The sequence below is a fragment of the Cytobacillus sp. T106 genome (assembly GCF_040492155.1).
In the GTDB taxonomy this organism is placed as follows: domain Bacteria; phylum Bacillota; class Bacilli; order Bacillales; family Cytobacillaceae; genus Bacillus_AB; species Bacillus_AB infantis.
This window is the reverse complement of record NZ_JBEUMK010000001.1, coordinates 106,578-130,746: the sequence shown is the minus strand read 5'-3', so window position 1 is coordinate 130,746 and position 24,169 is coordinate 106,578. Positions and strand designations below refer to the sequence as shown.

Annotated in this window: 20 protein-coding genes and 1 other annotated feature; of the genes, 8 read left to right on the top strand and 12 right to left on the bottom strand. The window is 46.9% G+C overall.

The features are described 5' to 3' along the window. Positions 1-41 precede the first annotated feature (41 nt). Complete coding sequence (ezrA, locus tag ABU165_RS00675) at positions 42-1,739, bottom strand: septation ring formation regulator EzrA (RefSeq protein WP_009795345.1); 1,698 nt, start codon at positions 1,737-1,739, stop codon at positions 42-44. Between the two features lie 349 nt (positions 1,740-2,088). Here ezrA and hisJ point away from each other — a divergent pair, with 349 nt between their 5' ends. Beyond that, positions 2,089-2,886, top strand: coding sequence for a histidinol-phosphatase HisJ (gene hisJ / locus ABU165_RS00670; RefSeq protein WP_318059606.1), 798 nt, complete (start codon positions 2,089-2,091; stop codon positions 2,884-2,886). Here the strand turns inward: hisJ and refZ are convergent. Further along, positions 2,883-3,512, bottom strand: coding sequence for a forespore capture DNA-binding protein RefZ (refZ, locus tag ABU165_RS00665; RefSeq protein ID WP_035403253.1), 630 nt, complete (start codon positions 3,510-3,512; stop codon positions 2,883-2,885). The two genes, hisJ and refZ, sit on opposite strands and share 4 nt — an antisense overlap. A gap of 231 nt (positions 3,513-3,743) precedes the next feature. Between refZ and ABU165_RS00660 the strand changes: the two genes are divergently transcribed. Beyond that, positions 3,744-4,223: a GAF domain-containing protein gene (locus ABU165_RS00660; RefSeq protein ID WP_009795348.1), complete on the top strand. Its 480-nt coding sequence runs from the start codon at positions 3,744-3,746 to the stop codon at positions 4,221-4,223. 55 nt (positions 4,224-4,278) lie between these two features. Here the strand turns inward: ABU165_RS00660 and ABU165_RS00655 are convergent, their stop codons facing one another. The 4 genes from ABU165_RS00655 to ABU165_RS00640 form a co-directional block, all read right to left on the bottom strand. Then, complete coding sequence (locus ABU165_RS00655) at positions 4,279-4,704, bottom strand: OsmC family protein (protein ID WP_022544280.1); 426 nt, start codon at positions 4,702-4,704, stop codon at positions 4,279-4,281. Positions 4,705-4,806: 102 nt separating this feature from the next. Then, entirely contained in the window at positions 4,807-5,994 is a 1,188-nt protein-coding gene (megL, locus tag ABU165_RS00650) for a methionine gamma-lyase (protein ID WP_009795350.1), read from the bottom strand. Between the two features lie 128 nt (positions 5,995-6,122). After that, a complete protein-coding gene (locus ABU165_RS00645; RefSeq protein WP_318059607.1) occupies positions 6,123-7,925 on the bottom strand; it encodes a sensor domain-containing diguanylate cyclase in 1,803 nt (600 codons plus the stop codon). Between the two features lie 53 nt (positions 7,926-7,978). Then, complete coding sequence (locus ABU165_RS00640; RefSeq protein ID WP_101550535.1) at positions 7,979-8,569, bottom strand: hypothetical protein; 591 nt, start codon at positions 8,567-8,569, stop codon at positions 7,979-7,981. A 471-nt stretch (positions 8,570-9,040) separates the two neighbouring features. Between ABU165_RS00640 and rpsD the strand changes: the two genes are divergently transcribed. Continuing rightward, on the top strand, positions 9,041-9,643 hold the full coding sequence (gene rpsD / locus ABU165_RS00635; protein WP_009795353.1) for a 30S ribosomal protein S4: 603 nt from the start codon (positions 9,041-9,043) through the stop codon (positions 9,641-9,643). 102 nt (positions 9,644-9,745) lie between these two features. Here rpsD and tyrS read toward each other — a convergent pair whose 3' ends face one another. Beyond that, positions 9,746-11,002 carry a tyrosine--tRNA ligase gene (gene tyrS, locus ABU165_RS00630; RefSeq protein WP_101550537.1) on the bottom strand — a complete coding sequence of 419 codons (1,257 nt, stop codon included), beginning with the start codon at positions 11,000-11,002 and terminating at the stop codon, positions 9,746-9,748. 75 nt (positions 11,003-11,077) lie between these two features. Further along, positions 11,078-11,300 (bottom strand) — a binding site (T-box leader). A 506-nt stretch (positions 11,301-11,806) separates the two neighbouring features. On the opposite strand from tyrS, the gene ABU165_RS00625 reads away from it, so the two are divergent. Further along, entirely contained in the window at positions 11,807-14,686 is a 2,880-nt protein-coding gene (locus tag ABU165_RS00625; protein WP_318059608.1) for a transglycosylase domain-containing protein, read from the top strand. A gap of 40 nt (positions 14,687-14,726) precedes the next feature. Here the strand turns inward: ABU165_RS00625 and acsA are convergent, their stop codons facing one another. Next, the gene (gene acsA, locus ABU165_RS00620; protein ID WP_009795357.1) at positions 14,727-16,445 is read right to left on the bottom strand and encodes an acetate--CoA ligase; all 1,719 of its coding nucleotides are present in this window, start codon (positions 16,443-16,445) and stop codon (positions 14,727-14,729) included. 248 nt (positions 16,446-16,693) lie between these two features. Between acsA and ABU165_RS00615 the strand changes: the two genes are divergently transcribed. From ABU165_RS00615 to ABU165_RS00600, 4 genes are all read left to right on the top strand, one after another. Next, complete coding sequence (locus tag ABU165_RS00615) at positions 16,694-17,326, top strand: GNAT family N-acetyltransferase (protein WP_094766884.1); 633 nt, start codon at positions 16,694-16,696, stop codon at positions 17,324-17,326. Between the two features lie 36 nt (positions 17,327-17,362). After that, positions 17,363-18,010 carry an acetoin utilization AcuB family protein gene (locus ABU165_RS00610; protein WP_009795359.1) on the top strand — a complete coding sequence of 216 codons (648 nt, stop codon included), beginning with the start codon at positions 17,363-17,365 and terminating at the stop codon, positions 18,008-18,010. Continuing rightward, complete coding sequence (locus tag ABU165_RS00605) at positions 18,007-19,179, top strand: acetoin utilization protein AcuC (protein ID WP_009795360.1); 1,173 nt, start codon at positions 18,007-18,009, stop codon at positions 19,177-19,179. Before ABU165_RS00610 ends, ABU165_RS00605 begins: the two co-directional genes overlap by 4 nt. Before the next feature lie 104 nt (positions 19,180-19,283). Then, positions 19,284-19,748, top strand: a complete 465-nt coding sequence (locus ABU165_RS00600) for a hypothetical protein (RefSeq protein ID WP_022544284.1) — start codon at positions 19,284-19,286, stop codon at positions 19,746-19,748. Between the two features lie 58 nt (positions 19,749-19,806). Here the strand turns inward: ABU165_RS00600 and motS are convergent, their stop codons facing one another. From motS to ABU165_RS00580, 4 genes are all read right to left on the bottom strand, one after another. Beyond that, entirely contained in the window at positions 19,807-20,547 is a 741-nt protein-coding gene (gene motS / locus ABU165_RS00595; RefSeq protein ID WP_148951077.1) for a flagellar motor protein MotS, read from the bottom strand. After that, positions 20,537-21,355 carry a flagellar motor protein MotP gene (gene motP / locus ABU165_RS00590; protein WP_094766882.1) on the bottom strand — a complete coding sequence of 273 codons (819 nt, stop codon included), beginning with the start codon at positions 21,353-21,355 and terminating at the stop codon, positions 20,537-20,539. The genes motS and motP overlap by 11 nt, the downstream gene beginning before the upstream one ends. A 106-nt stretch (positions 21,356-21,461) precedes the next feature. Beyond that, positions 21,462-22,460: a catabolite control protein A gene (gene ccpA / locus ABU165_RS00585; protein ID WP_009795364.1), complete on the bottom strand. Its 999-nt coding sequence runs from the start codon at positions 22,458-22,460 to the stop codon at positions 21,462-21,464. 543 nt (positions 22,461-23,003) lie between these two features. Further along, entirely contained in the window at positions 23,004-24,080 is a 1,077-nt protein-coding gene (locus ABU165_RS00580; protein WP_035403260.1) for a bifunctional 3-deoxy-7-phosphoheptulonate synthase/chorismate mutase, read from the bottom strand. Positions 24,081-24,169 lie beyond the last annotated feature (89 nt).

Genomic DNA, 24,169 nt, shown 5'->3' with positions numbered 1-24,169 from the left:
CTAAAATAAAAAACCAGATCTGCCAAAGCAGATCTGGTTTTTTATGCATTTTCTTTTTCGCCGATCATATCTTCTATTCTTTTCAAAGCTCCTGGCTCAATCTCTTCAATAGATGAAGCGGCCTGCTCCAATGCCTCTTTATAATTGTAGTTCCTGAATGAATCCTCCGCTTCCCTCAGTGCTTTAGCGATGGAAGGATATTTGCTGCGGTACCTGTTTCCATACTGGATCACCTTTTCAGCCAGCTGGACGGTTTCAATCATTTCAGCCGTGCTGTCTGCAGCTTTATCAACTGTCATGACCGCTATTTCCAGATACTGCTGGACAGCAGGTATATCAAGGGGCTTCTCATCAAGCTTCTCAATGACATTTTGAATGCTTTCCTTCGTATCTTCCATTAAATACCGGTAGTTTTGGGACAGTCCCGGTATATTGCTCTTTGATACGAGCCTGATGGTTTCAGACAGCTTTTTGCTGATTTCCTTTACCTTCTCCCGTGCCGCAAGCTCGTCCTTCCTCAAGGCCTGCAGTTTTTCGGCAAAATGCACCTGCTCTTCTGACAGTGCTTCCAGTTCATTTTTAATATATTCCAATTCTTCACCAAGTACCGAATGGGCTGAGCTTTGATTGCTGATTTTATGCTCAAGTATTTCGAAGCGTTTGAAGAGCTTGGTCAGCTTCGTTTCCAGCAGGCTGTGTGTTTCCTCGTCCTTTTCCTGGAGATGGTAGCTTTGCTGTACGATGCCGAGCTCTTTCTTCAGCATAAAGTTTGCATCTTTGGCATTGTACAATTCAGTACGGACCTTTTCATCATGCGATTGGATGAACTTCCTCGCATACACTTCTTTTTCAAGCAGATCATAGAGCGCATCGATTCTCTGCTTGATATCCTCAAGGCCCTCATGCGCTTCACCGGTCTCTCCCCGCTCAATCATGGCGAGATATCCTGCAGCCTCTTTTTCTAATGACTCAGTTTCCTTGTCCACTTCTACATGTTCAAGCATATATCCCTGCTGCTCCATTTCACGGAAGCCTTCTCTCACCTCGAGAAGCTGGGATGGGATATTGGACCCGGCATCCACCAGCAAATCGGGGATTGCTTCCATTTTCTTTTGGATGCTGTCCAGCTGGGTCTGGATGGTCAGGACGATTTCCCTGGCCTGAAGATAGTCGCCGTTTGCTGTCCGGTCCTCAAAGTCCTGGAACTTCGCAAAAGCTTCATCAAGCTGGATGCCCAGGATGGTTTCAGCCTTTCCATAAGTATGCCGGTGGGCAAGCAGCGCCTTTTTGCATTCCCTGTACAGATCTTTGAGTCCGTCGATCTCGGTGCGGTTTTTTTCTTCGCTTCCGACCAGCTCATTGATTTCAGCAAGAAGGGATTTGATTTTATCCTCTATGCCTGCAAGGCTTTCCTCGATTGCCTGCTGAACTTCCTTTGCCTTCTTAAAGCGGTAGCGGTCGATATATTCCTCAGCATCAAACAGCAGCTCCTCCACTCCAGGAAGCTGCCCGGTAACGATATCGTCCCACTCATTCCTCCAGCGTTCGAACAGCTCCTCTGTCTGGCCAGTCATATTCAGCTGCTTCACTTTGGACATTTCGTCGAGGACCGGCCTGTCCGTTATGTCCATTTTCCAGCCTTCCAGCCGGTCTATTTCTTTATAATATTTCTTTTTCATTAGATAACCCGTCAGAAATAGTGCAATCACGATCACTATTCCTCCAATTATGTATTCCATTGAAAGCCCCCTGTTCTGCTGCCGAGCTGATAACTGATAGATATATGTAAAAAAAACTTGAAATATGCAATTCAATGTTTTTATGATACCATGTAAACGACAATTTTTGACTATTAATTTAATTTTTTTTGAGAGAAACTTGCTATTATAACCCGCTTGCCGTTTTTGTGCAAAACCCGGGATTCAGAATTGACTGATCCAGTGCTCCCAATTGAAGCATGAACTTGCTTTCCCTCCAGAAAACTGGAACCTGACGTCTTTTAGCCCGGCACCTATAATTGAACAATACGTTTTGCCGCATTACAAATAATTCGCATTTTTAAATTTCGACAGAATGGAGCGATGCCCTATGCTAAGGGATGGACATATACATACACCTTTTTGCCCCCATGGTTCGAAGGATGCTTTTGAAGAGTATATCGACAGGGCCCTTTCGCTCGGTTTTGCAGAACTGACCTTCACTGAGCATGCCCCGCTCCCCGATGGGTTCACAGACACAGCCCCTGCACGGGACAGCGCCATGCAGACAGATGATCTGGAAGCCTACTTCGAGGAAATCAGCCGTGTAAAAGCTCTCTACAAAAATAAAATCAAGATCAACGCAGGGCTTGAAGTGGATTTTATAGAGGGTTTTGAAAAAGAAACAGGCAGCTTCCTCTCGAAGGTCGGGCATCTTCTGGATGACAGCATTCTTTCGGTCCACTTTTTGTATTATGATGGGCAATATGACTGTGCAGATTACAGCCCGGACGTCTTCTGTTCCATGATCAGCCGATACGGCTCCACAGAGGCTGTTTATAGAAAATATTACGAAACGGTCAGAAAGTCGATAGCAGCTGACCTGGGTCCATATAAGCCAAAGAGGATCGGCCATATTTCACTGATCCATAAATTCCAAAAAAAATATCCTGCCGGCTTTGAAGACAAACAGGAGATTTCAGATATCCTTCAGTTGATGAAACTCCACGGATACGCACTGGACTGCAATGGGGCCGGCACCGCAAAACCGCTCTGCCGGGAGCCTTATCCGCCGGAATGGGCAGCTTCGATGGCCAAGTCCCTTGGCATTCAGCTCGTCTATGGTTCGGATGCACACCAGGCGAAAGAACTGGGTCAGGGCTTCAGCAGTTTCCCCTTTGAAGGCTAATTGGCCATGACGACTTCCCTTGCAGCATGTTCCAGGACGGCTCCGTCAATCCAATTATAGATTTCAATTAAGTATTTATCTGCGAAATATCTTTCGTTTGGAAAAACGTGAAGCACCTCTGACACATACTGCATATTTAAAAATGGCATCGACAACAGCCCTTTAAACTGGATGATTAAATAACTGGGGTGCTGAGAGCGGAATTCCTTCGCTCTCATCCCGATTTCAAATACTTTATTCAGATAATATTTTTCCTTCATCAAATATGTCGACATGATTTCCCTCACCACCTGGGAATCAAGCGAAACTTCCCTCAGGATAAACCTGGTCAGATGAATATTCCGGCTATGATACATCAGGATATTTTCTGAAATGATCTTCAGGGCAGCCGCTGCCCCCAGGTGCAAGCAGGAAAAACCCTTCTCTATTTCGGCAATATATCCCTCAAAGAATTCCGTGAAACAGTGTTCCAGCAGACCATGTTTATTGTGAAAATAATAGGCGATATTGGCGGCATTCACCTTAGCTTTCGCGGCTATATCACGTATGGATGTACCAGTGAATCCGTTTGTATTAAAAAGGGAAATCGCTGCAGCAACAATGGCATCTTTCGAATTTTTTTTCATCATCCTACCTCGCTTCTTAAATTCCCATTGGCACAACGCAATATGGATGGATATACAGGGACTGGACAGCAGAAAGTGATCAACCTCGCATATCTGTGCAATTGCCTTTCTTAATTAAACATTCTTTTTATTTTCCGGTTGTCCTTTTAAAAAATATCGACAAAGTCTCCTCTTTTTCACCCGGATTTGATAGAATGAATAATAATTCTCGGAATAGTGGAGGGAAACACGTTGTTTAAAGTCGAAACATACAGCGAAGACCGCAAAAAAAATTACGCATTATTAAATAAACAGCTCCATGCTCTTTTGGAGGGCGAACCAAACCGCATTGCAAATCTGAGCAATGCAGCAGCACTTCTGAACCAATTTCTTGATCGCATTAACTGGGCCGGCTTCTATACCATGGAGGGCGGGGAACTGGTACTCGGTCCTTTCCAGGGACTCCCGGCCTGTGTAAGGATCCCGCTTGGAAAAGGCGTCTGCGGCACTTCTGCCCAGAAGCGCGAGACATTGCGCATTGAGGATGTCCATGCATTCCCTGGGCATATCGCCTGTGATGCAGCATCCCAATCAGAAATTGTAGTTCCCATCATAAAGGATGGAGAAGTATTCGGTGTCCTTGATATTGATTCTCCTGAAAAGAACCGCTTTGACGAAATCGACCAGCAGGGCCTCGAAGACTTTGTTGATACACTTGTCAAACATCTATAAAACAGCAGCAAAAAAGCCTGTTCCTTTTGGAATCAGGCTTTTTTTTCTGCTATTTTTACAGCTTCTGTCCGCCGGCAGATCCGTTAATAGAGTAGCTTACCGTGATATCTGCATTTAAAGACTTTGAGACAGAGCAGTATTTATCCTTTGAAAGCTTGATGGCCCTGACCACTTTTTCTTCCGGAAGCTCCCCTTCTAACGCATAGTGGATGTGGATATCGGTGAACCTTTTCGGATGCTCTTCAGCCCTTATCCCTTTAATGTCCATATGGAAGGAAACTGGCTCAAGCCGCATCTTTTTCAGGATGGACACAATATCAATTCCCGTGCAGCCTGCCGCCGCGCCCAACAGCAGCTCTGTCGGCCTTGCCCCGGCATTCTCTCCCCCGGCTTCCCCGGATGCATCCATCACAATTTTATGGCCTGAAGGTGCAGCCCCCGCAAACGCCATGTTTCCAGTCCATGTTACCGTCATATCCATGATATATCCTCCTTTTTGGTCACAATCTTTCTTTTTATATTCTTCCGGCAGAAGGTCGGGGGCATTCAATTATTTTTGCCGCTGCTCTGTAAAGCTCCATTCTTATTCTATTGAAGAAAAGGCCTGCTCCAAGTCATCCCGGATATCTTCCCATGCTTCAAGGCCGGCAGACAGCCTGAGCATAGTGTCCGTTATCCCCATTTCCTCCCTCGTTTTCGGCGGGATCACCGAGTGTGTCATGGTGGCAGGATGCTGGATAAGGGTTTCTGCATCTCCCAGGCTTACAGCAATTTTTATGAATTGAAGCTGGTTCATGAACTTTTGGGCCGTCTCCTTCGTGCCAGTAATTGAAAAAGAAAGGATCCCGCCTCCGCTCCTCATTTGCTTTTGCATGACAGGATAATCTTTATGCTGCGGATCGCCAGGATAATAAACGTCCGTTACTTTTGGATGTCCCTTTAAATATGCGGCCAGCTTTTCCGCGTTGCTGGTATGGCGATCCATCCTGACCGGCAAAGTCTTCAGCCCCCTCAAAAGAAGCCAGGCATCAAATGGGGAAATAACACCACCGATATCCTTTTGGGTTGTAAAGGAGATTTCATCCATCAGCTCTTTCCTGCCCGCAGCAATGCCGGCAATCACATCTCCATGCCCGCATATATATTTAGTTGCACTGTGGATAACAATGTCGCAGCCCAATGACAGCGGATTTTGCAGATACGGCGAGCAGAAGGTATTATCCACTATAACCGGGATTCCCTTTTCCCTGGCAGCCTCCACGGCCATTTCCAGATCAACGAGTTTCATAGTCGGATTGATTGGCGTTTCAATATAAAGACAGGCAGTCTCCGGCCTGATTGCCCCCAGCAGCTGCTCCTTTGATTCCATCAAAGAAAAATCATGATTGATATTGTATTTCTTTTTCATCAGCTGAAGAAGGCCAAAGGTACACCCATACACTCCCTGTGAGCATAATATATGATCCCCTGCCTTTGTCAGGGCAACCAGCACCGCTGAGACGGCAGCCATCCCCGAACTGAAGGCCAATGCAGCCTCAGCCTGCTCGAGGGCAGCCATCCTTTCTTCAAGGACAGAAACAGTCGGATTGCCGAGCCGTGAATAGATATATCCTTCTTCCTCTCCAGAAAACCTCCGTTCTCCCTGTTCTGCATGATCGAACACAAACGTGGAGGTTTGAAAAATCGGGGGTGCCAGACTCCCTTTAAACTCACGGGCATCATATCCTTCATGAATCACTTTTGTCTCGAACCGCATATTCTTTTTCTCCATTGTGTATCCCCCTTGATTGAAAGCGTTTACAATATTCTATATTTACAGGATATGTTATTTTTCAGATTTTGCAAAGCAATTTGAGTGCTGAAAGAAAAGGAAAAAAGACAGGCTTGGCTGGCCTGTCTTTAAAGAATGCTGAATCCCTGGACCACAACCTGGTTTTTTCCGGATTCTTTTGCTGTATACAAAGCTTTATCAGCCCGCTTGAACAGGCGCGAATATGAATCCTCCCTTTCCACATTCCAGTGGGACACCCCGCAGGAAATGGTAACAACGGGATTCGTACTCTCAGAGACCTTCCTGACAATCCGTTCTGCAATTGCAACGCCCGTTTCCAGGGAAATAGAAGGCAGATAAACGGCAAGCTCTTCCCCCCCCCATCTGGCGGCAACATCAGTGCTGCGGATGCTGTTCACAATAATCCCGGCCACCTGGACAATGACTTCATCACCGACCTGATGGCCGTATGTATCATTGACAGATTTGAAATTATCTATATCAACCAGGATAAAAGCACCCTCAGCATCCTCGCTTAAGGACTGATGTATCCTTTCATCCAGATAATTCCGGGAATAAAGCCTGGTCAGGTGGTCTGTGACGACCATCTTTTCAAGCTCCTCTCTCAGCATTGAGTTTGTAAGGGCCAAAGTGGAATGGTGAATCAGGGACTGAAGAAGCTTAAATGTCTCAAATGAAAAATGATAAGGATCGCGGTGCAGGATAAGGGCAAATCCTTTCAAGACACCAGACTGGGACATCGGGACCGCCATGACTGATTTGAACTGCTCGGCCAGGGCATCGTTCTGGAGGTCAAGCTCGCCAATGAACAGGCTATCCTTATCCTGCCTGATCTTTTCTTTAATATATTTTATATAGATGCCGGATTCCCTTGTCCGGAAGAAAGAAGTGCTTCCTTTTAGAATGCTGACCTGTTCGGATTCTTCAGATAAAAGGACAAAGCCTGCCTCTTCCGCATCAAATGACTTGATGATCTGTTCAGCCATATAGGTCATTGTTTCCGTCAGCCGAAGATTGGAATTAAGCTGGTGCGAAGTCTCATTTATTAGCTGGAGGTCGGCAATCAGCCTCTTCGACTGGTGATACAGCTGGGCGTTCTCAAGTGCACCGCCTGCCGTATTGGCGAGGATGGAAATGAATTCGACTTCGCTTTCAGGAAAGACCAGTGCATTCGGCGCAATGACCTGGAGCACGCCATATACACCCTGCTTTCCTTTTAGAGGGGCATAAAGGACAGACCTCTTCTCCGAAATCGAATCCTCAAACTGAATGGCGCCTGTGACATATGCCTGCATGGCCGCAATATTCTGACTGTCATATTTAAGATCTTTTAAAGGGAGATCCCCATGGCTGTTATTGTCATGGGACAGCATTAGATAATAGGTAAAGTCAGGATATACTTCCTGAAGGGTTTTAATGATCTCTCCGAGAACAGCATCCATATCCATTGAGGAATGAAACTGCTCTGTAACGCGAAAAAGCTGCTTGTAGCGCTTTTCCCTGGCTGAGATCCCCCCGAGTTCCCTGGCCTTCATAATGAAGGCGGCACAGGCAGCGCCGAGCTCCCTAAGGCTTTCTTCAGTCAAGGGTTCCGGCAGCCCGTTCAGCTCAAGGATTCCCAGATCCATTGACCTGGCAGAAAGCGGAACCTGGCAGCACGCGGAACCCCTGAGGCCCGCTTTCCCTGACGGATGTCCATCCTGCCCATATCTCCCAGCTGAGGAATCTGTACTCCTGACGGTGCCTCCGGGATCCCGATAGCAGGCTTCGGAGGCTTCAGCAGACTCTTTGACCGCTTCAAGCATTTGCACAATTAAAGAATCAGACTGAATAAATCCGTCATCTGTATCAATCAGGTCAAAAAAGCGGCTTTTCAGGCATAATATTTTCTGGCTTTTGAGCATTTCCATATTCATCACCCTATTTACCCAGTTCATATAGGCATTCTCATATAAATGCCGTTTTACAGCGTCCTGCCGGAGGCAATCCTCAATCCTCCATCAAGCAGGATAAGCCATGAAGAATGATCGGCTGTGAGGGCATGGATGCTCTCCGGCCTGCCTGCTTCATTGAAGGCTACTTCATATTGGCCCTCCGTTTCAAGAACGGTATGATTTGAAGTCTTCCTTACTTCAAAAGGCTCGCCATCCGATGTGATGGTGCCCCGAAGGCCCGGTTCACGGTCCTGCACTTCCAGGTCCCGATCCAGATAAACCCAGTCTCCATCCAACTCAGCCCAGAACCCGGCACCGTCACGATCAACCGCCAATTGCTCAGGGGCATTCTCCAGGGGTGCAGATTTGATCAGGCGAAACTTAAAATCATTGTCTTTTTCTACCTCATAAAGGGCCAGCACATGGTCCTCTTTTTTTTCATCATATAAAACAACGAGGGGGTCGCCTTCGGCAGTGCCCTCCTTTATGACCAGGGCAAGCGGGCTCCCTGTCCCGCTCACTGGCTTAAAATACTGGAAGTACATGGCAGCAAGGGCCACGACAGCAAATGCCAAAGCCAGAAAAAGGCGGACGTTTTTTTCCTTCTTCGTTTCTCTCAATTTCATCAACACTTTTACTAGAATTAATTAAGACTATTATACCACAGGAAAATTCTCCCCGTTATGATATGATAAAAATATTTTCCAGTAAATTGCCCTCTATGCCTGCATAATGAGATAATAAAAAGGATGAGGCAGGAGCACTTATTCCAGGAAAAGCAAAACATGCCTTGACATAAACTTTATAAAAATTATATAATATCCTTTGTGTAAAATATCGCAGCAAATGTGACACTTTAGGTGATCATTTTGTTCCTCAAATAAGGCACCGCTTCCCATCTCTTTTGAGGCGGAAAGCACGGGTTTGAGCCCAAGATGCCGGTAAGCATGGCGTTTTAGCCTTTTATTCGAAGGGGTACTGTGTAACCCGCTGCTGCTAGGGCGAAGGTACATGAAAACAAAATGAGCTTAATGATCGTACGCATCTGTTTTTATTTTACAACAAAATAAAAACACAAGGAGGAGTCATTCATGGCTCGTTATACAGGTCCAAGCTGGAAACTATCCCGCCGTCTTGGAATTTCTCTAAGCGGAACTGGTAAAGAATTAGAAAAGCGTCCTTACGCTCCAGGACAACATGGTCCAAACCAGCGCAGAAAAATTTCTGAGTACGGTTTACAATTACAGGAAAAACAGAAACTTCGCCACATGTACGGAGTTACTGAGCGTCAATTCCGCAACCTATTCGACAAGGCCGGCAAAATGGCTGGTAAGCACGGTGAAAACTTCATGGTTCTTCTAGAATCACGTCTTGACAACGTTGTTTACCGTTTAGGTTTAGCTCGTACTCGCCGTCAAGCTCGTCAGCTTGTAAACCACGGCCACATCATCGTTGACGGAGGACGCGTTGATATTCCTTCATACCGCGTTCAGCCTGGTCAAACGATCACATTGCGTGAAAAGTCACGCGGTCTTGACATCGTTAAAGAAGCAATCGAAGTAAACAACTTCGTTCCTGACTTCTTGACTTTCGATGCTGACAAACTGGAAGGTTCATTCACTCGTCTTCCTGAGCGTTCTGAACTTCCTGCTGAAATCAACGAAGCTCTTATCGTTGAATTCTACTCTCGTTAATCGGGAAAAGCACAAGAAAGCACCTACCTTTTGGCTGGTGTTTTCTTTTTGCTATCTAAACAGAAAGGTCCGCCTCCTGCTGGAAGCGGACCTTTCTGCGGTTTAATATCTGATAAGGAAATATTTCTTTTTGCCTCGGCGGATGATTGTGAACTGGCCTTCAATGCGGTCTTTTTCTGTAAGTTCATAATCTGTTGCTGTAATTCTTTCCCCATTTACATAGACGGCGCCGTTTGATACATCTTCCCGGGCCTGGCGCTTGGATGGAGAAATCTTGGCAGCCGTCAGCAAATCGACGATGCCATTCTCTTCGCCTGTCGGCTCATAGGATGGCACATCCTTGAAACCTTGGGTGATTTCTGATGCTGTAAGGTTTTTGACATCGCCGCTGAACAGTGCGGCAGAGATTTTGATTGCCTGTTCAAGCGCTGCTTCACCATGGATCAGCTTTGTCATCTCTTCAGCAAGCGCCTTTTGCGCTTTGCGGAGATGAGCTTCCTCAGCAAGCGAATTCTCAAGCGCCTCTATTTCTTCCTTTGGAAGGAAAGTGAAGTACTTCAGGTATTTGATGACATCGGCATCAGCGGTATTGATCCAGAACTGATAGAACTCATATGGAGAAGTCTTTTCAGGATCGAGCCAGATTGCCCCGCTTTCCGTTTTGCCGAATTTAGTGCCATCTGCCTTTGTTACAAGCGGAATCGTAACACCATAGCCTTTGGCACCTTCAGGCATCATCTTGCGGATGAGCTCAAGCCCTGTCGTGATATTGCCCCACTGGTCACTTCCGCCGATCTGCATTTTGCAGTTATGCTTCTCATAAAGATGAAGGAAATCCATTGCCTGCAGGATGGTATAAGTAAACTCCGTAAAAGAAATACCCGTATCAAGACGTGAAGCGATAGTATCCTTTGCGAGCATATAATTGACACCGACATGCTTTCCATAATCCCTCAGGAATGTAACAATGTCCATGGAGCCTGCCCAGTCATAGTTGTTGACCATAAGGGCACCGTTCTCACCCTCGAAGCTGAAGATTTTCTTCAGCTGCTGCTGGATGCTGCTGACATTATGCTGGATGGCTTCCAGCGTCTGCAGTTTGCGCTCCTCGCTCTTTCCGCTTGGATCTCCGATAAGTCCTGTGGCACCGCCGACAAGCACAATCGGCCTGTGGCCTTCATTCTGAAAACGGCGCAATGTTAAAAACGGCAGCAGATGGCCGATATGCATGCTGTCAGCCGTCGGGTCAATCCCGCAGTATAGCGAAATCTTCTCTTTTTTCAGCAGCTCCTCTGTTCCCTCTTCATCTGTCTGCTGGTAAACAATGCCTCTCCATTTTAAATCCTCAAGCAAACTCATCATTCTTCCTCCATTCATTTCTTTAAACGCCGGCAGCCTCCGTCGGAAAAAAACAAAAAAGCGCCCCTGCAAATATGCAGGGACGCTTGACAGCGCGGTACCACCCAAATTGAGGACACAGCTGTCCTCCGCTCTTTTCCTGATAACGGTTCAACCGTCCATTGCTACTACTGCATAAGCAGATTCACAACAGAAGCTCCGGGAGGTAATTCATCCTTCTGCATGCACCGGCTCACAGCACCCGCCGGCTTTCTGAAACAGAGACAGAAGCACTACTCATTCCCATCAAAGCAGCTATTCAAATACATAAGATAATACAAAAGTTTTACCATAAAGAAAGGGGGTGTGTCAAATCGAAATGCGGAAAAGCCTTGTTCAATTAAGGAACGCAGACTAAAAACGCCACGTCCTGTGGCAACGTCTGCATGACCCGCTTCCTGCGGGCCCCAAGCATAAGACGATCAGGACGAAAGGTTGTTCTTTAACCTTCTGGCCTGATTGGCTTATGACTCGAGGGGCTAACCCCCTAACCAGGGCACCCTGAACTGCAGATATTTGCGAGTTTTCAACTATATTTGCGGGTTTTTCAATATATTTGCGACATTTCTGATATATTTGCGAGTCTCACCATATATTTGCGAATTTCCCATATATTTGCGACCTCCTTTTAAGCAGCCTTCCTCCATATTAAAAAACTTACAAATCTGCCGCCTGATAAAAAAGGAAATTTCAGAAAAATGTCAGTGCTTGTCAAATGGCGCCTGGGTTTGTGCTATAATGTATGTGGTTTTGGGGGTTTATAAAATGAAGGGGGAAAAACATAATTTGAACAATAAATTCAGGTCCTGGCTAAGCCTTTTTACAAATAAAAAGACAGTAAAAGGCGCTTCTATTACCTATCAAGTCGTGTGGAATTTAACTCTTCTGTTCATTATACTCGTTGTTCTCGGAGGAGCTTTTGCAGGAGGAGTGGGTGCCGGGTATTTTGCCTCCCTGGTGAAGGATGAGCCGATCCGTTCCTATGAGAGCATGAAGAAAGATATATACAATTATGAAGAAACATCAGAGCTTTATTTTGCCGATAATGTCTACCTCGGAAAGCTCCGCACAGACCTTGAGCGGGAGGAAGTAAAGCTTGAGGATGTATCAGAATATCTGAAGGACGCAGTCATTGCGACAGAGGATGAATATTTTTATGAGCATGATGGTGTTGTGCCAAAAGCAATTCTGCGCGCACTCTACCAGGAAGTATCAAACAGCGCTGTACAAAGCGGCGGAAGCACCCTGACACAGCAGCTGATCAAGAATCAGATTCTGACAAATGAAGTGTCATTCGAGAGGAAGGCAAAAGAAATCCTGCTCGCGCTCCGGCTCGAAAAATTCTTTGATAAAAAAGAAATCCTTGAAGCCTACCTGAATGTGTCAACATTCGGGCGCAATTCATCCGGCCGGAATATCGGCGGCGTACAGGCAGCAGCAAAGGGAATCTTCGGGGTTCCTGCCAAAGACCTGAATATTGCCCAGTCCGCTTTTATCGCCGGTCTTCCGCAGAGCCCTTTCGGATATACCCCTTTTACAAACAAAGGGACCGTCAAAGAGGATCTGGAACCTGGATTGTCAAGAATGAAGACCGTTCTGAAACGGATGTATGACGACGGAAAGATTTCCGATAAAGAATATCAGGAAGCTCTTGCTTATGATATTACCAAAGATTTCGTTCCTGCAGGCTCAAGTGCGGTAGAAAAATATCCTTGGGTCACATTTGAAATTGAGGAGCGTGCAGCCGAAGTCATGTCCAAGGTGCTGGCTGAAAAAGACGGCGCAATGGAGCAGTACAACAGTGACGAAGAAACCAAGCAGCGATACCTCGCTCTGGCTGATAAGAATCTGCGCCAAAACGGCTACAAGATCCATTCAACCATCAATAAGGAAATCTACGATAGAATGCAGCAGGTAAAAAATCAGTATCAGCATTACGGTCCTGATAAAGCCCAGAAGATGACTGATCCAGATACCGGAGAAGAGGTAAGCATCATGGAACCGGTCGAGGTCGGTGCTGTCCTCATCGAGAATTCTACCGGAAAGATCATCAGCTTTGTGGGCGGCCGTGACTATAAGAAAGAAAAGCTGAATCACGCCACACATGCGGTCAGGCAGAACGGCTCTACCATGAAGCCGCTCCTGGTTTACGCACCTGCCTTTGAGCTTGGAAAAGCATCTCCGGGCACCATACTTCCAGATGTGCCGCTGATGCTTGCACCTGGCTTGAATAGGCCATGGCCAAATAACTATGATTTGCGCTATACCGGACTTGTAACGGCAAGATATGCTCTTGCGAAATCTTATAACGTACCTGCCGTCAAGCTATACAAGGATATTGTCGACCAAAGGCCGGCAGAATACCTGAAAAAAATGGGCTTTACCTCGCTGATTGAACCGGATTATACGAACCTGTCCACTGCTATCGGATCTCTTGAAAACGGTGTGACCGTTGAAGAGAACACTAATGCATTCGGGACTTTTGCCAACAGCGGCAAATTCGTTGATGCCTATATAATTGATAAAATCACTGACAGAGACGGGAATATCGTTTACCAGCATAAACCTGAGCCTGTTGAGGTCTTCAGCCCGCAGACGGCATATCTTACTTATGATATGATGCGGGATGTCATTAACAGCGGTACAGCCACTTCTTTGAAAAACAGACTGAAATTCAGTTCTGACTGGGCCGGGAAAACCGGTACAGGCAATATGTTCCATGATGCATGGTTTGTAGCGACAAACCCGAATGTTTCTTTCGGCATCTGGACAGGATATGACACGCCCAAGTCATTAAAAACAGGCGGCATGAGCTACAGCATGCGGAATATTTATCTTTGGGCAGATCTGATGAATGCAGCCTACGATGTAGCCCCGGATCTCGTTGATCCGAGCGAAAGCATCAAGATGCCAGGAGGGATTGTCAGAAGATCCTTCTGCGGTGTATCCGGCCTTCTTCCATCCGAAGCCTGCTCACAGGCCGGCCTGGTGGAGACAGACCTGTTTAACAGCAAGTATGTACCGACCAAAACGGATGACAGCCTTGTGAATGGTAAATTCGTCCGCATTGGCGACAGAAAATATCTGGCGCTTGATTCAACGCCAGCCGAATTTGCTGAATCAGGGCTTATCCTTAACCCTGATTATATTGAAAAGCTATTTGGCGTGAATGTGGATCCTGGCCAGCTGATCCCGCAGAAGGACAGATGGTCTAAAGTTCTCGTTCCCCAGGATAAAATCGAGGATAACGGCAAAACACCTTCCGCTCCATCAATCAAAGCTTCAGGAAGCTCCATTGTATGGGGGCAGCATCCTGAATCAGATGTGATCGGCTACAGGGTCTACAGCGGCGGAGCCAAAGTCGGCAGCGTGAGAGCTGGCTCTGGCCTTTCATTCAGCGGCGGCAATGGTTCCTATTATGTCACGGCAGTCGATATTGCCGGCAGGGAATCAGGTGCATCAAACACGATTCAGATCGGCCAGGCCGCTCCGCCGGTGACGGATAAGCCGAAGGAAACGAAGCCGTCCGATCCTCCTGGAAATAAACCAGAGGAAAAGCCGGAAGACAAACCGGATGAAGAAAAGCCTGCTGAAAATGAACCAAACCCAGATGATGGAGGTCAGGATGAAAGCGGCAGTGAATAATATAACAAAGGGAGAAGCCAATATGGCTTCTCCCTTTGTGTTAATCTTCCATTGTCGATAAATCGCCTGTAGGCAGATCCAGTTCCCATGCTTTAAGGACCCGGCGCATGATTTTTCCGCTCCGTGTTTTTGGAAGCTTGTCGCGGAATTCGATTTCGCGCGGCGCTGCATGAGCGGCCAGGCCTTTTTTGACAAACTGGCGGATATCTTCAATCAATTCGTCAGACGCTTCATAGCCATCTCTCAGTGCAATGAAAGCCTTGATGATTTCCCCGCGGACAGGGTCCGGTTTGCCAATGACCCCAGCTTCAGCGACAGCCGGGTGTTCAACAAGCTTGCTCTCTACTTCGAATGGCCCTACCCGCTCTCCGGAGGTCATGATGACATCATCAATTCGACCCTGGAACCAGAAATAGCCGTCTTCATCCATATAAGCTGAGTCACCGGAAACATACCAGTCTCCAGGCATGAAATAGGATTGATATTTCGGTTCGTTATTCCAGATCGTCTGCATCATGGACGGCCAGCCTTTTTTGATGGCCAGATTCCCCATCCTGTGAGGCGGAAGGATATTTCCCTGATCATCCACAATGGCGGCTTCTACGCCTGGTATCGGCTTGCCCATGGATCCCGGCTTGATCTCCATGCAAGGATAATTACAGATCAGCTGTGCACCGGTTTCAGTCATCCACCATGTATCATGGATCCTCAGATGGAAGACCTTCATTCCCCATCTGACAACTTCAGGATTCAGAGGCTCCCCGACACTTAAAATATGGCGCAGGCTGCCCAGGTCGAAGTTCTTCACCACTTCGTCTCCTGCACCCATCAGCATACGGAAGGCTGTTGGCGCACTGTACCAGACCGTCACTCCATATTCCTCGATCATTTTATACCATGTTTCAGGATTGAATCGCCCGCCGACAATAACATTCGACGCACCAGAAAGCCATGGAGCAAAGATTCCATAGGAAGTCCCTGTCACCCATCCAGGATCAGCCGTACACCAGTAGACATCCTCTTCCTGCAGATCCAGCACCCATTTGGCTGTCTGGTAATGCTGGATCATAGCGTTATGTACATGCAGGACTCCTTTTGGCTTCCCTGTGGAGCCGGAGGTATAATGAAGGATCAGCCCATCTGTGCGTTCCACCCACTCTATCCCCAGCTTTGTGCCGGCCTCGGCGAATCTTTTATTAAAGTCGATAAACGGGCCATCTTCTTCTATTCCATCCCCAACCAGGAATACAGTCTTCAAATCTGGAAGCTCATCCACCGGCACCCGGCCAAGCAGCTCTGGCGTTGTGACCAGAACTTTCGCCCCCGAGTCTTCAAGGCGGTCGCGGACTGCTCCTTCCATGAACGCTTCGAATAAAGGCCCTACAATAGCCCCGAGCTTAATGGCTCCAAGGACAGAGAAATACAATTCAGGCGAACGCGGCATGAAAATAAAGACGCGATCCCCTTTCTCGACATCACCATAATTTTTTAAAACATTGCCGGCCTTGTTGGAAAGATCCTTCATTTCCTTGAAGGTATACTTCTCTTTTCTTTGGCCGTCCCGGTAATATAATGCCACTTTGTTTTTCCGGAAAGATTCTGCATGTCGGTCTATGGCTTCATAAGCCATATTGACTTTCCCGGTCTCGCTCCACGAAAACTCTTTTTCCGCTTCCTTCCAGTCAAATTGACTGTACAGTTCGTCATAGTTTGCCAGATTGAAATTCCCCTGGACTGCTGGCAGCGCTTCCACTTTCATTTGCATGCTCCCCCTTTTACAATGTTTGTCATTATTATAGTACAAAACATTTCTTTTCTCAATTTTTAAAATATTGCAAGCGATTGCGGTTAGCCGATTTAATACTTTTGTCATACAGGAAATATACGAAACTTCAAGATTAAATATTTGCAATTTATTGATAAAATAGTTTGGAAGCGCTTTTACCGCTGTTTTTTATGTATAATAGGAGTACAACTGAAATGCAATGATTTTTTGGTGGTGAATCGATGGAACATACAATGACTTATAATGCGAAAGAATTGAAGACAGTTAAAGGGAGCCTGATCATCGAGGGTCCCGTCCCGTCAGAAAAATTGGCACAGTATGAGTTTCACGAGGACCTGGTCGCATTCCGCCCTCCGCAGCAGCAGCATAAGGCCCTGATTGAAATCGCGTCCCTTCCGGAAGGCAGGATCATCATCGCCCGGGACGGGATGACGATTGTCGGCTATGTGACCTATCTGTACCCCGATCCCCTCGAAAGATGGTCGGAAGGCAATATGAAAAACCTGATAGAGCTGGGAGCCATTGAGGTGATCCCGAAGTTCAGGGGTGCAGGCACAGGAAAAAGCCTTTTGCAGGTATCCATGATGGATGATTATATGGAAAATTATATTATCATAACGACAGAATATTACTGGCATTGGGACCTTAAAGGGACAGGATTGAATGTGTGGGAATATCGCAAGGTAATGGAAAAAATGATGAATGCAGGCGGGCTCGAATGGTATGCCACGGATGATCCTGAAATCAGTTCCCATCCGGCCAACTGCCTGATGGCAAGGATCGGCAAAAGGGTGGACCCTGAATCCATCCAGAGATTTGACCAGCTCCGCTTTATGAACCGATTTATGTACTAGCCTTTTCTATTTCTCTAGTTAAGGGGGAAAATCTCCATGATTGTAGAAGACATAATGAAAGTCGATGTTGCCGCACTCTCTCCTGACCATTCTATTGCAGAAGCCCTCAGGCTTATGAATGACAGGAAAATCCGCCATCTTCCGATCATAGATTCGGAGCGCCGGTTAGTCGGCATCATTTCTGACAGGGATATCCGCGATGCGGCTCCTTCCATTTTCCAGCTGGATGCCGACAGGAGCGAGCTGGGCAAGCCGCTGAAGGCAATCATGAAAACAGATATCATCACCGGCCATCCGCTTGATTTTGCGGAGGAAATTGCAGCAGTGCTATATGAACATAATATTGGCTGCGTCCCAATCGTGAAGGAAGGGACACTGGTCGGTATTGTAACGGAAACGGATCTGCTTTATACCCTGGTGGAGCTGACAGGCGCCAACCAGCCAGGTTCCCAAATAGAAGTGAGGGTTCCGAACAGGGCCGGCGTTCTGTCAGACCTGACAGAGGTTTTCAAAGATCGCAAGGTCAATATCCAAAGTGTCCTCGTCTACCCTGACAAGCAGGATGAACAATTTAAAATCATTGTGCTCCGGGTCAGGACCATGAATCCGCAAACCTTGATATCAGACCTGAAAAAGGCCGGGCATCATGTGCTGTGGCCGAATGGCCAGGGGATGCTGCCATGACCCGCGACAGCATTTTTATTTTTTCAGAGGAGCTGCTGAACTATAAGTTCAATCCCCAGCATCCTTTTAACCAGCTGAGATTAAAACTTACACTTGATCTTCTTCAGCAGGCCGGAGCAATTGATGCCGGCAGCATCATTCCGCCCAGACCTGCTTCCGATGAGGAAATATGCCTTATCCATGATCCCAATTATGTACAGGCGGTGAAGCTGGCAGGCCAGGGCAAGCTTCCGGCAGAAATGGCCGAAAGCTATGGAATTGGTACAGAGGATACTCCGATATTTGCTGATATGCATGAAGCAAGCTCCCTGCTTGTCGGGGGAAGCCTGACTGCGGCAGATTATGTAATGGAGGGCAAAGCGCAGCATGCCCTCCATCTCGGCGGAGGCCTTCACCACGGTTTCCGCGGCAAAGCTTCGGGATTCTGCATTTATAATGACAGCTCTGTTGCCATAAAATATCTTCAGGAAAAATATAAAGCCCGTGTCCTGTATATCGACACTGATGCACACCACGGTGACGGTGTTCAATGGGCGTTTTATGATGATCCTGATGTGTGCACCCTGTCTATCCATGAAACAGGCCGCTATCTTTTTCCAGGGACCGGCAATGTCAATGAAAGAGGGCAGGGGAAAGGGTATGGCTATTCTTTTAATATCCCGGTGGACGCTTTTACGGAAGATGAATCATGGCTTCAGGCTTACCGCGATTCAGTAAGAGAGATCGCCGACTTTTTCCGCCCTGACGTCATTGTGACACAGAATGGCGCCGATTCTCATTATTTGGATCCGCTTACACATTTATCTGCGACCATGAAAATCTATCGTGAAATTCCTAAGCTGGCCCATGAAATAGCCCACCAATATTGTGATGGAAGATGGATTGCCGTCGGCGGAGGCGGCTATGATATCTGGCGGGTTGTGCCAAGGGCCTGGGCCCTGATCTGGATGGAGATGACGGGAAACTCCAATTGCTATGGGAGATTGCCGGAGGGATGGATTAAGACATGGAAAGATCAGGCTCCGGTAGAGCTGCCGGAAGAGTGGGATGATCCTGACAATCTGTATCCGCCCATCCCGCGAAAACCTGAAATAACCGAGAAAAATGCCAATACAGCAGCCAAGGCTCTGTATCCTATCCGGAATAAGACACATTCTGAATCCCTCTAGTCTTTCCGGCAAAAAATCCTGCAAGCCATGCCCTTTGTCCAAGCTCATCCTTTCAGTTTGCATACAATATGCTGCGATGCTTTCTATGAAAGGAGATATGCAAATTGGGGAAAATGAGGACTCTCTCCACAGGTGTCCTGCGCAAAGAGCCAGGGACAGTGGCTGCGGTTATCAATCTGGCCAATACAGGGCAAAGCGGGCAGGAAGTGACTGTGGAAGTATGGAACTGGTCGTCCTATTCAAAACCGGCAAAGCTTCCCGTCCTGATTGGGAAGAATAATGCGGTGATGTTCCCGCATAAGCTGGAATCTGAGAAGCTGGCGGTCATGTATACAAATCTTGCTGGTGTACTTTTCTATGAAATCCGGATTATCGGCGGCGATGAAGTTATAGCGAATTGCTTTGGCAGGAATGCCAGCCTTGCTGCCCAGGAAGGAAACACAGTTCTTCACCAGCAGCTTACGCCAATAGGCGGGAATGATGATGGCAAATTTGAGTTCAATTTAGAATCCTTGCCCTGGCCATGGCTGCTCTCGGAGTTTGGAAAGAACTTTCTGGACAAGAAATAACAAATGGAATAGAAAAAAGGCTGTTTCTCAAGAAAGAGATACAGCCTTTTTCCTATTCCTATGAATCTGTATTTTCCTCATAGCGGGGATCTGAAATGATAACTTCAACCCGCCGGTTCTTTTCAAGATTTTCCGCCGAATCATTCGGGACGAGCGGCCGGGTGTCTCCGTAGCCAACAGCAATAAAGCGTTTGCTGTCAAGGCCTGTGCCTGCCAGATACCTGATGACACTACTTGCCCGCGCGGCAGAAAGCTCCCAATTTGACGGATATCGGTAGGTGGCAATCGGCCTGTTGTCCGTGTGCCCCTCTACCTTGACTAGGTTCGGCATACCGGCAAGCAGTGACCCCACCTTATCCAGAAACCCGCTGTTCCTGTCGATGATTTCAGCTTCACCTGATTCAAACAGTACCTGCTCTTGTAGGACCAGCACCACACCGCGCTCTGTCCGGTTGGCCACAATAACATCCTCAAGGCCGTTCTTTTCAAGATAGCCTTCCACTTCCTGCAGAAGGTTCTCCAGTCTCTCCTCTTCCTGCCTGTCCGAATCCGGCCCCTGGTTCACAACATTCTTGTCATTTTCCGAAGGATTTTCAAATGGAATGATTGAAGGATAAAAATCCATGAACTGCTTGTCCTGGAACGATTCAGAAACGGCCTTGAATTTGACAATATCAATCTGCGACATAGAAAATAACAAAATGAAGAATACGAGGATAAGAGTGACAAGATCAGAAAATGTCACCATCCACTTTGGCGCACCCTTCGGCTCTGTTCTCGGTCGTCTGTTAATCGCCATATTCTAGGCCCTCCGCTGATGCTTGAGCCTCATACTTCTCTTTTCTTTCCTGGGCAGAAAGGAAAGCGCCCAGCTTTTCTTCCAGCAGCCTCGGGTTCTGCCCTGCCTGTACACCGAGAACGCCTTCAATGACAATTTGCTTCAGAAATACTTCCTTCTCAGTTTTCAGCAGAAGCTTGGCTGCCATCGGCAAAAAAACAAGATTGGCCAACAGCGAACCATATAAGGTCGTGAGGAGGGCAATTGCCATGTTCGGCCCAAGGCTTGCAGGATCATTCAGATTCTTCAGCATCAGTACAAGCCCGATGAGAGTCCCGATCATCCCCCAGGCAGGAGCATATTCTCCTGCTTTTTCAAGGATGCTCCTGCCCTTCCGGTGCCTTTCCTCCATGGCCGCAATCTCGGCATTCATAATATCATTGATCACATCCGGCTCCAGCCCGTCGACAGCCAGCAGGACACCCTTCCTGATAAAAGGATCTTCCATCTGTTCTATCTCGGTTTCAAGGGACAGCAGTCCTTCCCGGCGGGCCTTGTCCGATAGCTTGACAAATACATCGATGATCTCGGCCAAATTCTTTTCATCATTTGAAAAAGATTGGCGGACCACTGTAAAGGAATGCTTGATGTCCCTCAATGGAAAGCTGACCAGCAGGCCGGAAATCAGTCCGCCAAGGACAATCAGCATAGAAGCGGGATCCACAAAAGACAGGAAGCCGCTGAAGCCCCCGTTTGTCATAATTCCAAAAACCAGCATTGCAAAACCGATAAACAAGCCAATCGGTGTAAGAGTATCGAGCTTTCTCATAATTCCTCTCCCTGGTTAGCTTATAATCCAATAACACCTGAGAGCAGAATCCCCTGATCCTGGCATGAAGGATTCTGCCCGCTCTCTTTTTATATCGGCATTATTATTATTTTGTTGAGTCTCGATATTCAATCCGGTGAGGCAGGACGACAATGTTTTCCGTTACTTTCTCTTTGTTCATATATTTGGTCAGGAGGCGCATGGCAACCGCCCCGATATCATAAAGCGGCTGGACGACGCTCGTAAGCTGCGGCCTTACCATCAAAGCAAGGCGTGTGTTGTCTGAGCTGATGACTTCAACGTCGTTAGGTACAGAAAAGCCTTTGTCCTCTGCACCATGGACAACACCCAGGGCCATTTCATCAGACCCGGCAAAGATGGCTGTCGGCTTTACAGATGCCTCCATCAGCTTTTCAAACGCTTCGATTCCGGAATCATACGTATAATCTCCTTCTGCAACCAGCTCTTCCCTATATTCAATGCCTGCTTCACTGAGTGCCCTTTTGTAGCCGGCAAGCTTTTTCGCTTCATTGATCGGTTCATGCAGCGGCCCGATGGCAATGCCGATCTCCTTATGGCCTTTTTCAATGAAAGTCTGTACCGCATCATAAGCGGCCTGCTCGTAATTGATATTAACAGAAGGAATTTTCTCTGATTCCTCAATGGAACCGGCCAGAACGATCGGTACTGGGGATTTTTCGAACTCATCCACATGTTCAGCTGTAATATTTCCGCCCATGAATACGATCCCGTCCACTTGCTTGCCCAGCATAGTATTCAGCAGGTGAAGCTCTTTATCTTTATTCTGGTCAGAATTGCTCAGGATAATATTGTACTTATACATCGTTGCAATATCCTCGATGCCCCTTGCCAGCTCTGCAAAGAAGGTGCTGGAAATATCCGGGATGATGACGCCTACAGTGGTCGTTTTCTTGCTGGCAAGTCCCCTGGCAACGGCATTTGGACGGTATCCAAGCCTCTCGATGACCTCAAGCACTTTTTTCCTTGTTGCAGGTTTTACGTTCGGGTTTCCGTTTACTACACGGGAAACCGTTGCCATTGAAACATTTGCTTCACGGGCAACATCATAGATTGTTACATTCATTTAAAACACTCCTTTTTCACTTGAACATTCCTCTTTTACCACACTGTCTTAGCCAGTATCCTTTGCCAATCAGCTTTATTAATAAAAGGCTTTGTTAAACATTGCTGTTAAATTTTAGGATCATTTCAACTGTGCTGAAATCGTGTGAAACAAAGTTTCGCACGCATGAGCCCGAAATCAACAAGGTACACTAACACAGCCTAATAAAAAGAAAAATATAAATTGATTTGGCCATGCATTTTTTAAGTTCATTACTTATGTTGTCCTGATATCCCAAACAGTAACGCAATTTTCCTGTTTGTGAATAACTAAACTTGTCTAATTATGTCTTTAATCATACGACAGACAGGCGTTTGCCGCAATGTAAAGCCCTTTTATTTTACAAAAAAGCGGCGATTTATTCAAAGACATAACTCCGTAAATGCCAAAACCTCTTTATATTTTATGCAAATGACCTTCCCATCAAAGAAAAGGGCTCTCCTGAAAAAATCAGAAGAGCCCTTTTTATATAGCCGGCAAAGGAATATCCCTGTATGCTCTGCCTTATACTTTTACAAAGGAAGAAGCCTTAAGCTGTGCCATGAAATCGTCAAACTGATTCAGGTCCATCTGCTGTGCTGAATCCGAGAGAGCCACAGCAGGATCAGGGTGGACTTCGGCCATGACGCCGTCTGCACCGATTGCCAGTGCTGCTTTGGCAGTTGGAAGAAGCAAATCCCTTCTTCCGGTAGAGTGGGTGACATCGACCATAACAGGAAGATGCGTTTCCTGCTTCAAGATTGGAACGGCAGAAATATCAAGCGTATTGCGTGTTGCACGTTCGTATGTGCGGATGCCCCTCTCGCAGAGGATAATCTGCCCATTGCCCTGAGCCATGATATATTCAGCGGCATTGATGAATTCTTCAATGGTAGCCGCAAGGCCCCTCTTAAGCAATACCGGTTTATTGGCTGCACCCGCTGCTTTCAGGAGCTCAAAGTTCTGCATATTCCTTGCACCGATCTGAATGACATCCAGGTATTCTGAAGCTGTTTCAATATCAGCAGGATTGACTATTTCACTGATAACAGCAAGGTCATATTCATCTGCGACTCTCTTCAGGATTTTCAGGCCTTCAAGTCCCAGCCCCTGGAAATCATAAGGAGAGGTTCTAGGCTTATAGGCACCGCCGCGGAGAAGCTTCATGCCCTTGGCCTTTACTGCTGCCGCAACTGTAGCCACTTGTTCATAGGACTCGACAGCACATGGACCAAAGACAAAATGCGGGTTGCCGTCGCCGATTTTTTCGCCTCTTAAATCGACAATGGTATTTTCCGGCTTTTTCTTCCGGGAAACAAGGAGCGCTTTGCGGTGGTCATCTTTCTGCAGTTCAAGCCCTGCCTTAAAGATTTCCTTGAACAGGTGCTCGATCGTTGAGTTTTCAAACGGCCCCTCGTTATGTTCTTTAATGGAATCCAGCATTTTTCTTTCACGGACAGGATCATAGCGGTTAACACCCTGAGTTTCCTTAACCCTTCCAATTTCCTGAACAAGGCTTGCCCTCTCGCTGATCAATGATAACAGCTGAAGATTGATTTCCTCTACTCGTTCGCGCAGCTGATCTAATTCTTTATTGCTCATCATGTCCCGTCCCTTCTCTTTGGCTGAACCGAAGTATTGCGCCCTAAATTAGCATCCGCAACGGTTCTTCTTTATCGGCCTGTTAAAAT

What these genes read in the sequence shown, in the direction of transcription:
- ABU165_RS00605 (WP_009795360.1), top strand. Translation starts at nt 18,007, where the DNA reads ATGACCCGCGACAGCATTTTTATTTTTTCAGAGGAGCTGCTGAACTAT.
- motS (WP_148951077.1), bottom strand. Translation starts at nt 20,547, where the DNA reads ATGGCGATTAACAGACGACCGAGAACAGAGCCGAAGGGTGCGCCAAAG.
- ABU165_RS00645 (WP_318059607.1), bottom strand. Translation starts at nt 7,925, where the DNA reads ATGGAAATGCTCAAAAGCCAGAAAATATTATGCCTGAAAAGCCGCTTT.
- refZ (WP_035403253.1), bottom strand. Translation starts at nt 3,512, where the DNA reads ATGAAAAAAAATTCGAAAGATGCCATTGTTGCTGCAGCGATTTCCCTT.
- acsA (WP_009795357.1), bottom strand. Translation starts at nt 16,445, where the DNA reads ATGAAAGTGGAAGCGCTGCCAGCAGTCCAGGGGAATTTCAATCTGGCA.
- ABU165_RS00615 (WP_094766884.1), top strand. Translation starts at nt 16,694, where the DNA reads ATGGAACATACAATGACTTATAATGCGAAAGAATTGAAGACAGTTAAA.
- ezrA (WP_009795345.1), bottom strand. Translation starts at nt 1,739, where the DNA reads ATGGAATACATAATTGGAGGAATAGTGATCGTGATTGCACTATTTCTG.
- hisJ (WP_318059606.1), top strand. Translation starts at nt 2,089, where the DNA reads ATGCTAAGGGATGGACATATACATACACCTTTTTGCCCCCATGGTTCG.
- ABU165_RS00625 (WP_318059608.1), top strand. Translation starts at nt 11,807, where the DNA reads ATGAAGGGGGAAAAACATAATTTGAACAATAAATTCAGGTCCTGGCTA.
- motP (WP_094766882.1), bottom strand. Translation starts at nt 21,355, where the DNA reads ATGAGAAAGCTCGATACTCTTACACCGATTGGCTTGTTTATCGGTTTT.
- ABU165_RS00580 (WP_035403260.1), bottom strand. Translation starts at nt 24,080, where the DNA reads ATGAGCAATAAAGAATTAGATCAGCTGCGCGAACGAGTAGAGGAAATC.
- tyrS (WP_101550537.1), bottom strand. Translation starts at nt 11,002, where the DNA reads ATGAGTTTGCTTGAGGATTTAAAATGGAGAGGCATTGTTTACCAGCAG.
- ABU165_RS00610 (WP_009795359.1), top strand. Translation starts at nt 17,363, where the DNA reads ATGATTGTAGAAGACATAATGAAAGTCGATGTTGCCGCACTCTCTCCT.
- ccpA (WP_009795364.1), bottom strand. Translation starts at nt 22,460, where the DNA reads ATGAATGTAACAATCTATGATGTTGCCCGTGAAGCAAATGTTTCAATG.
- rpsD (WP_009795353.1), top strand. Translation starts at nt 9,041, where the DNA reads ATGGCTCGTTATACAGGTCCAAGCTGGAAACTATCCCGCCGTCTTGGA.
- ABU165_RS00655 (WP_022544280.1), bottom strand. Translation starts at nt 4,704, where the DNA reads ATGGATATGACGGTAACATGGACTGGAAACATGGCGTTTGCGGGGGCT.
- megL (WP_009795350.1), bottom strand. Translation starts at nt 5,994, where the DNA reads ATGGAGAAAAAGAATATGCGGTTCGAGACAAAAGTGATTCATGAAGGA.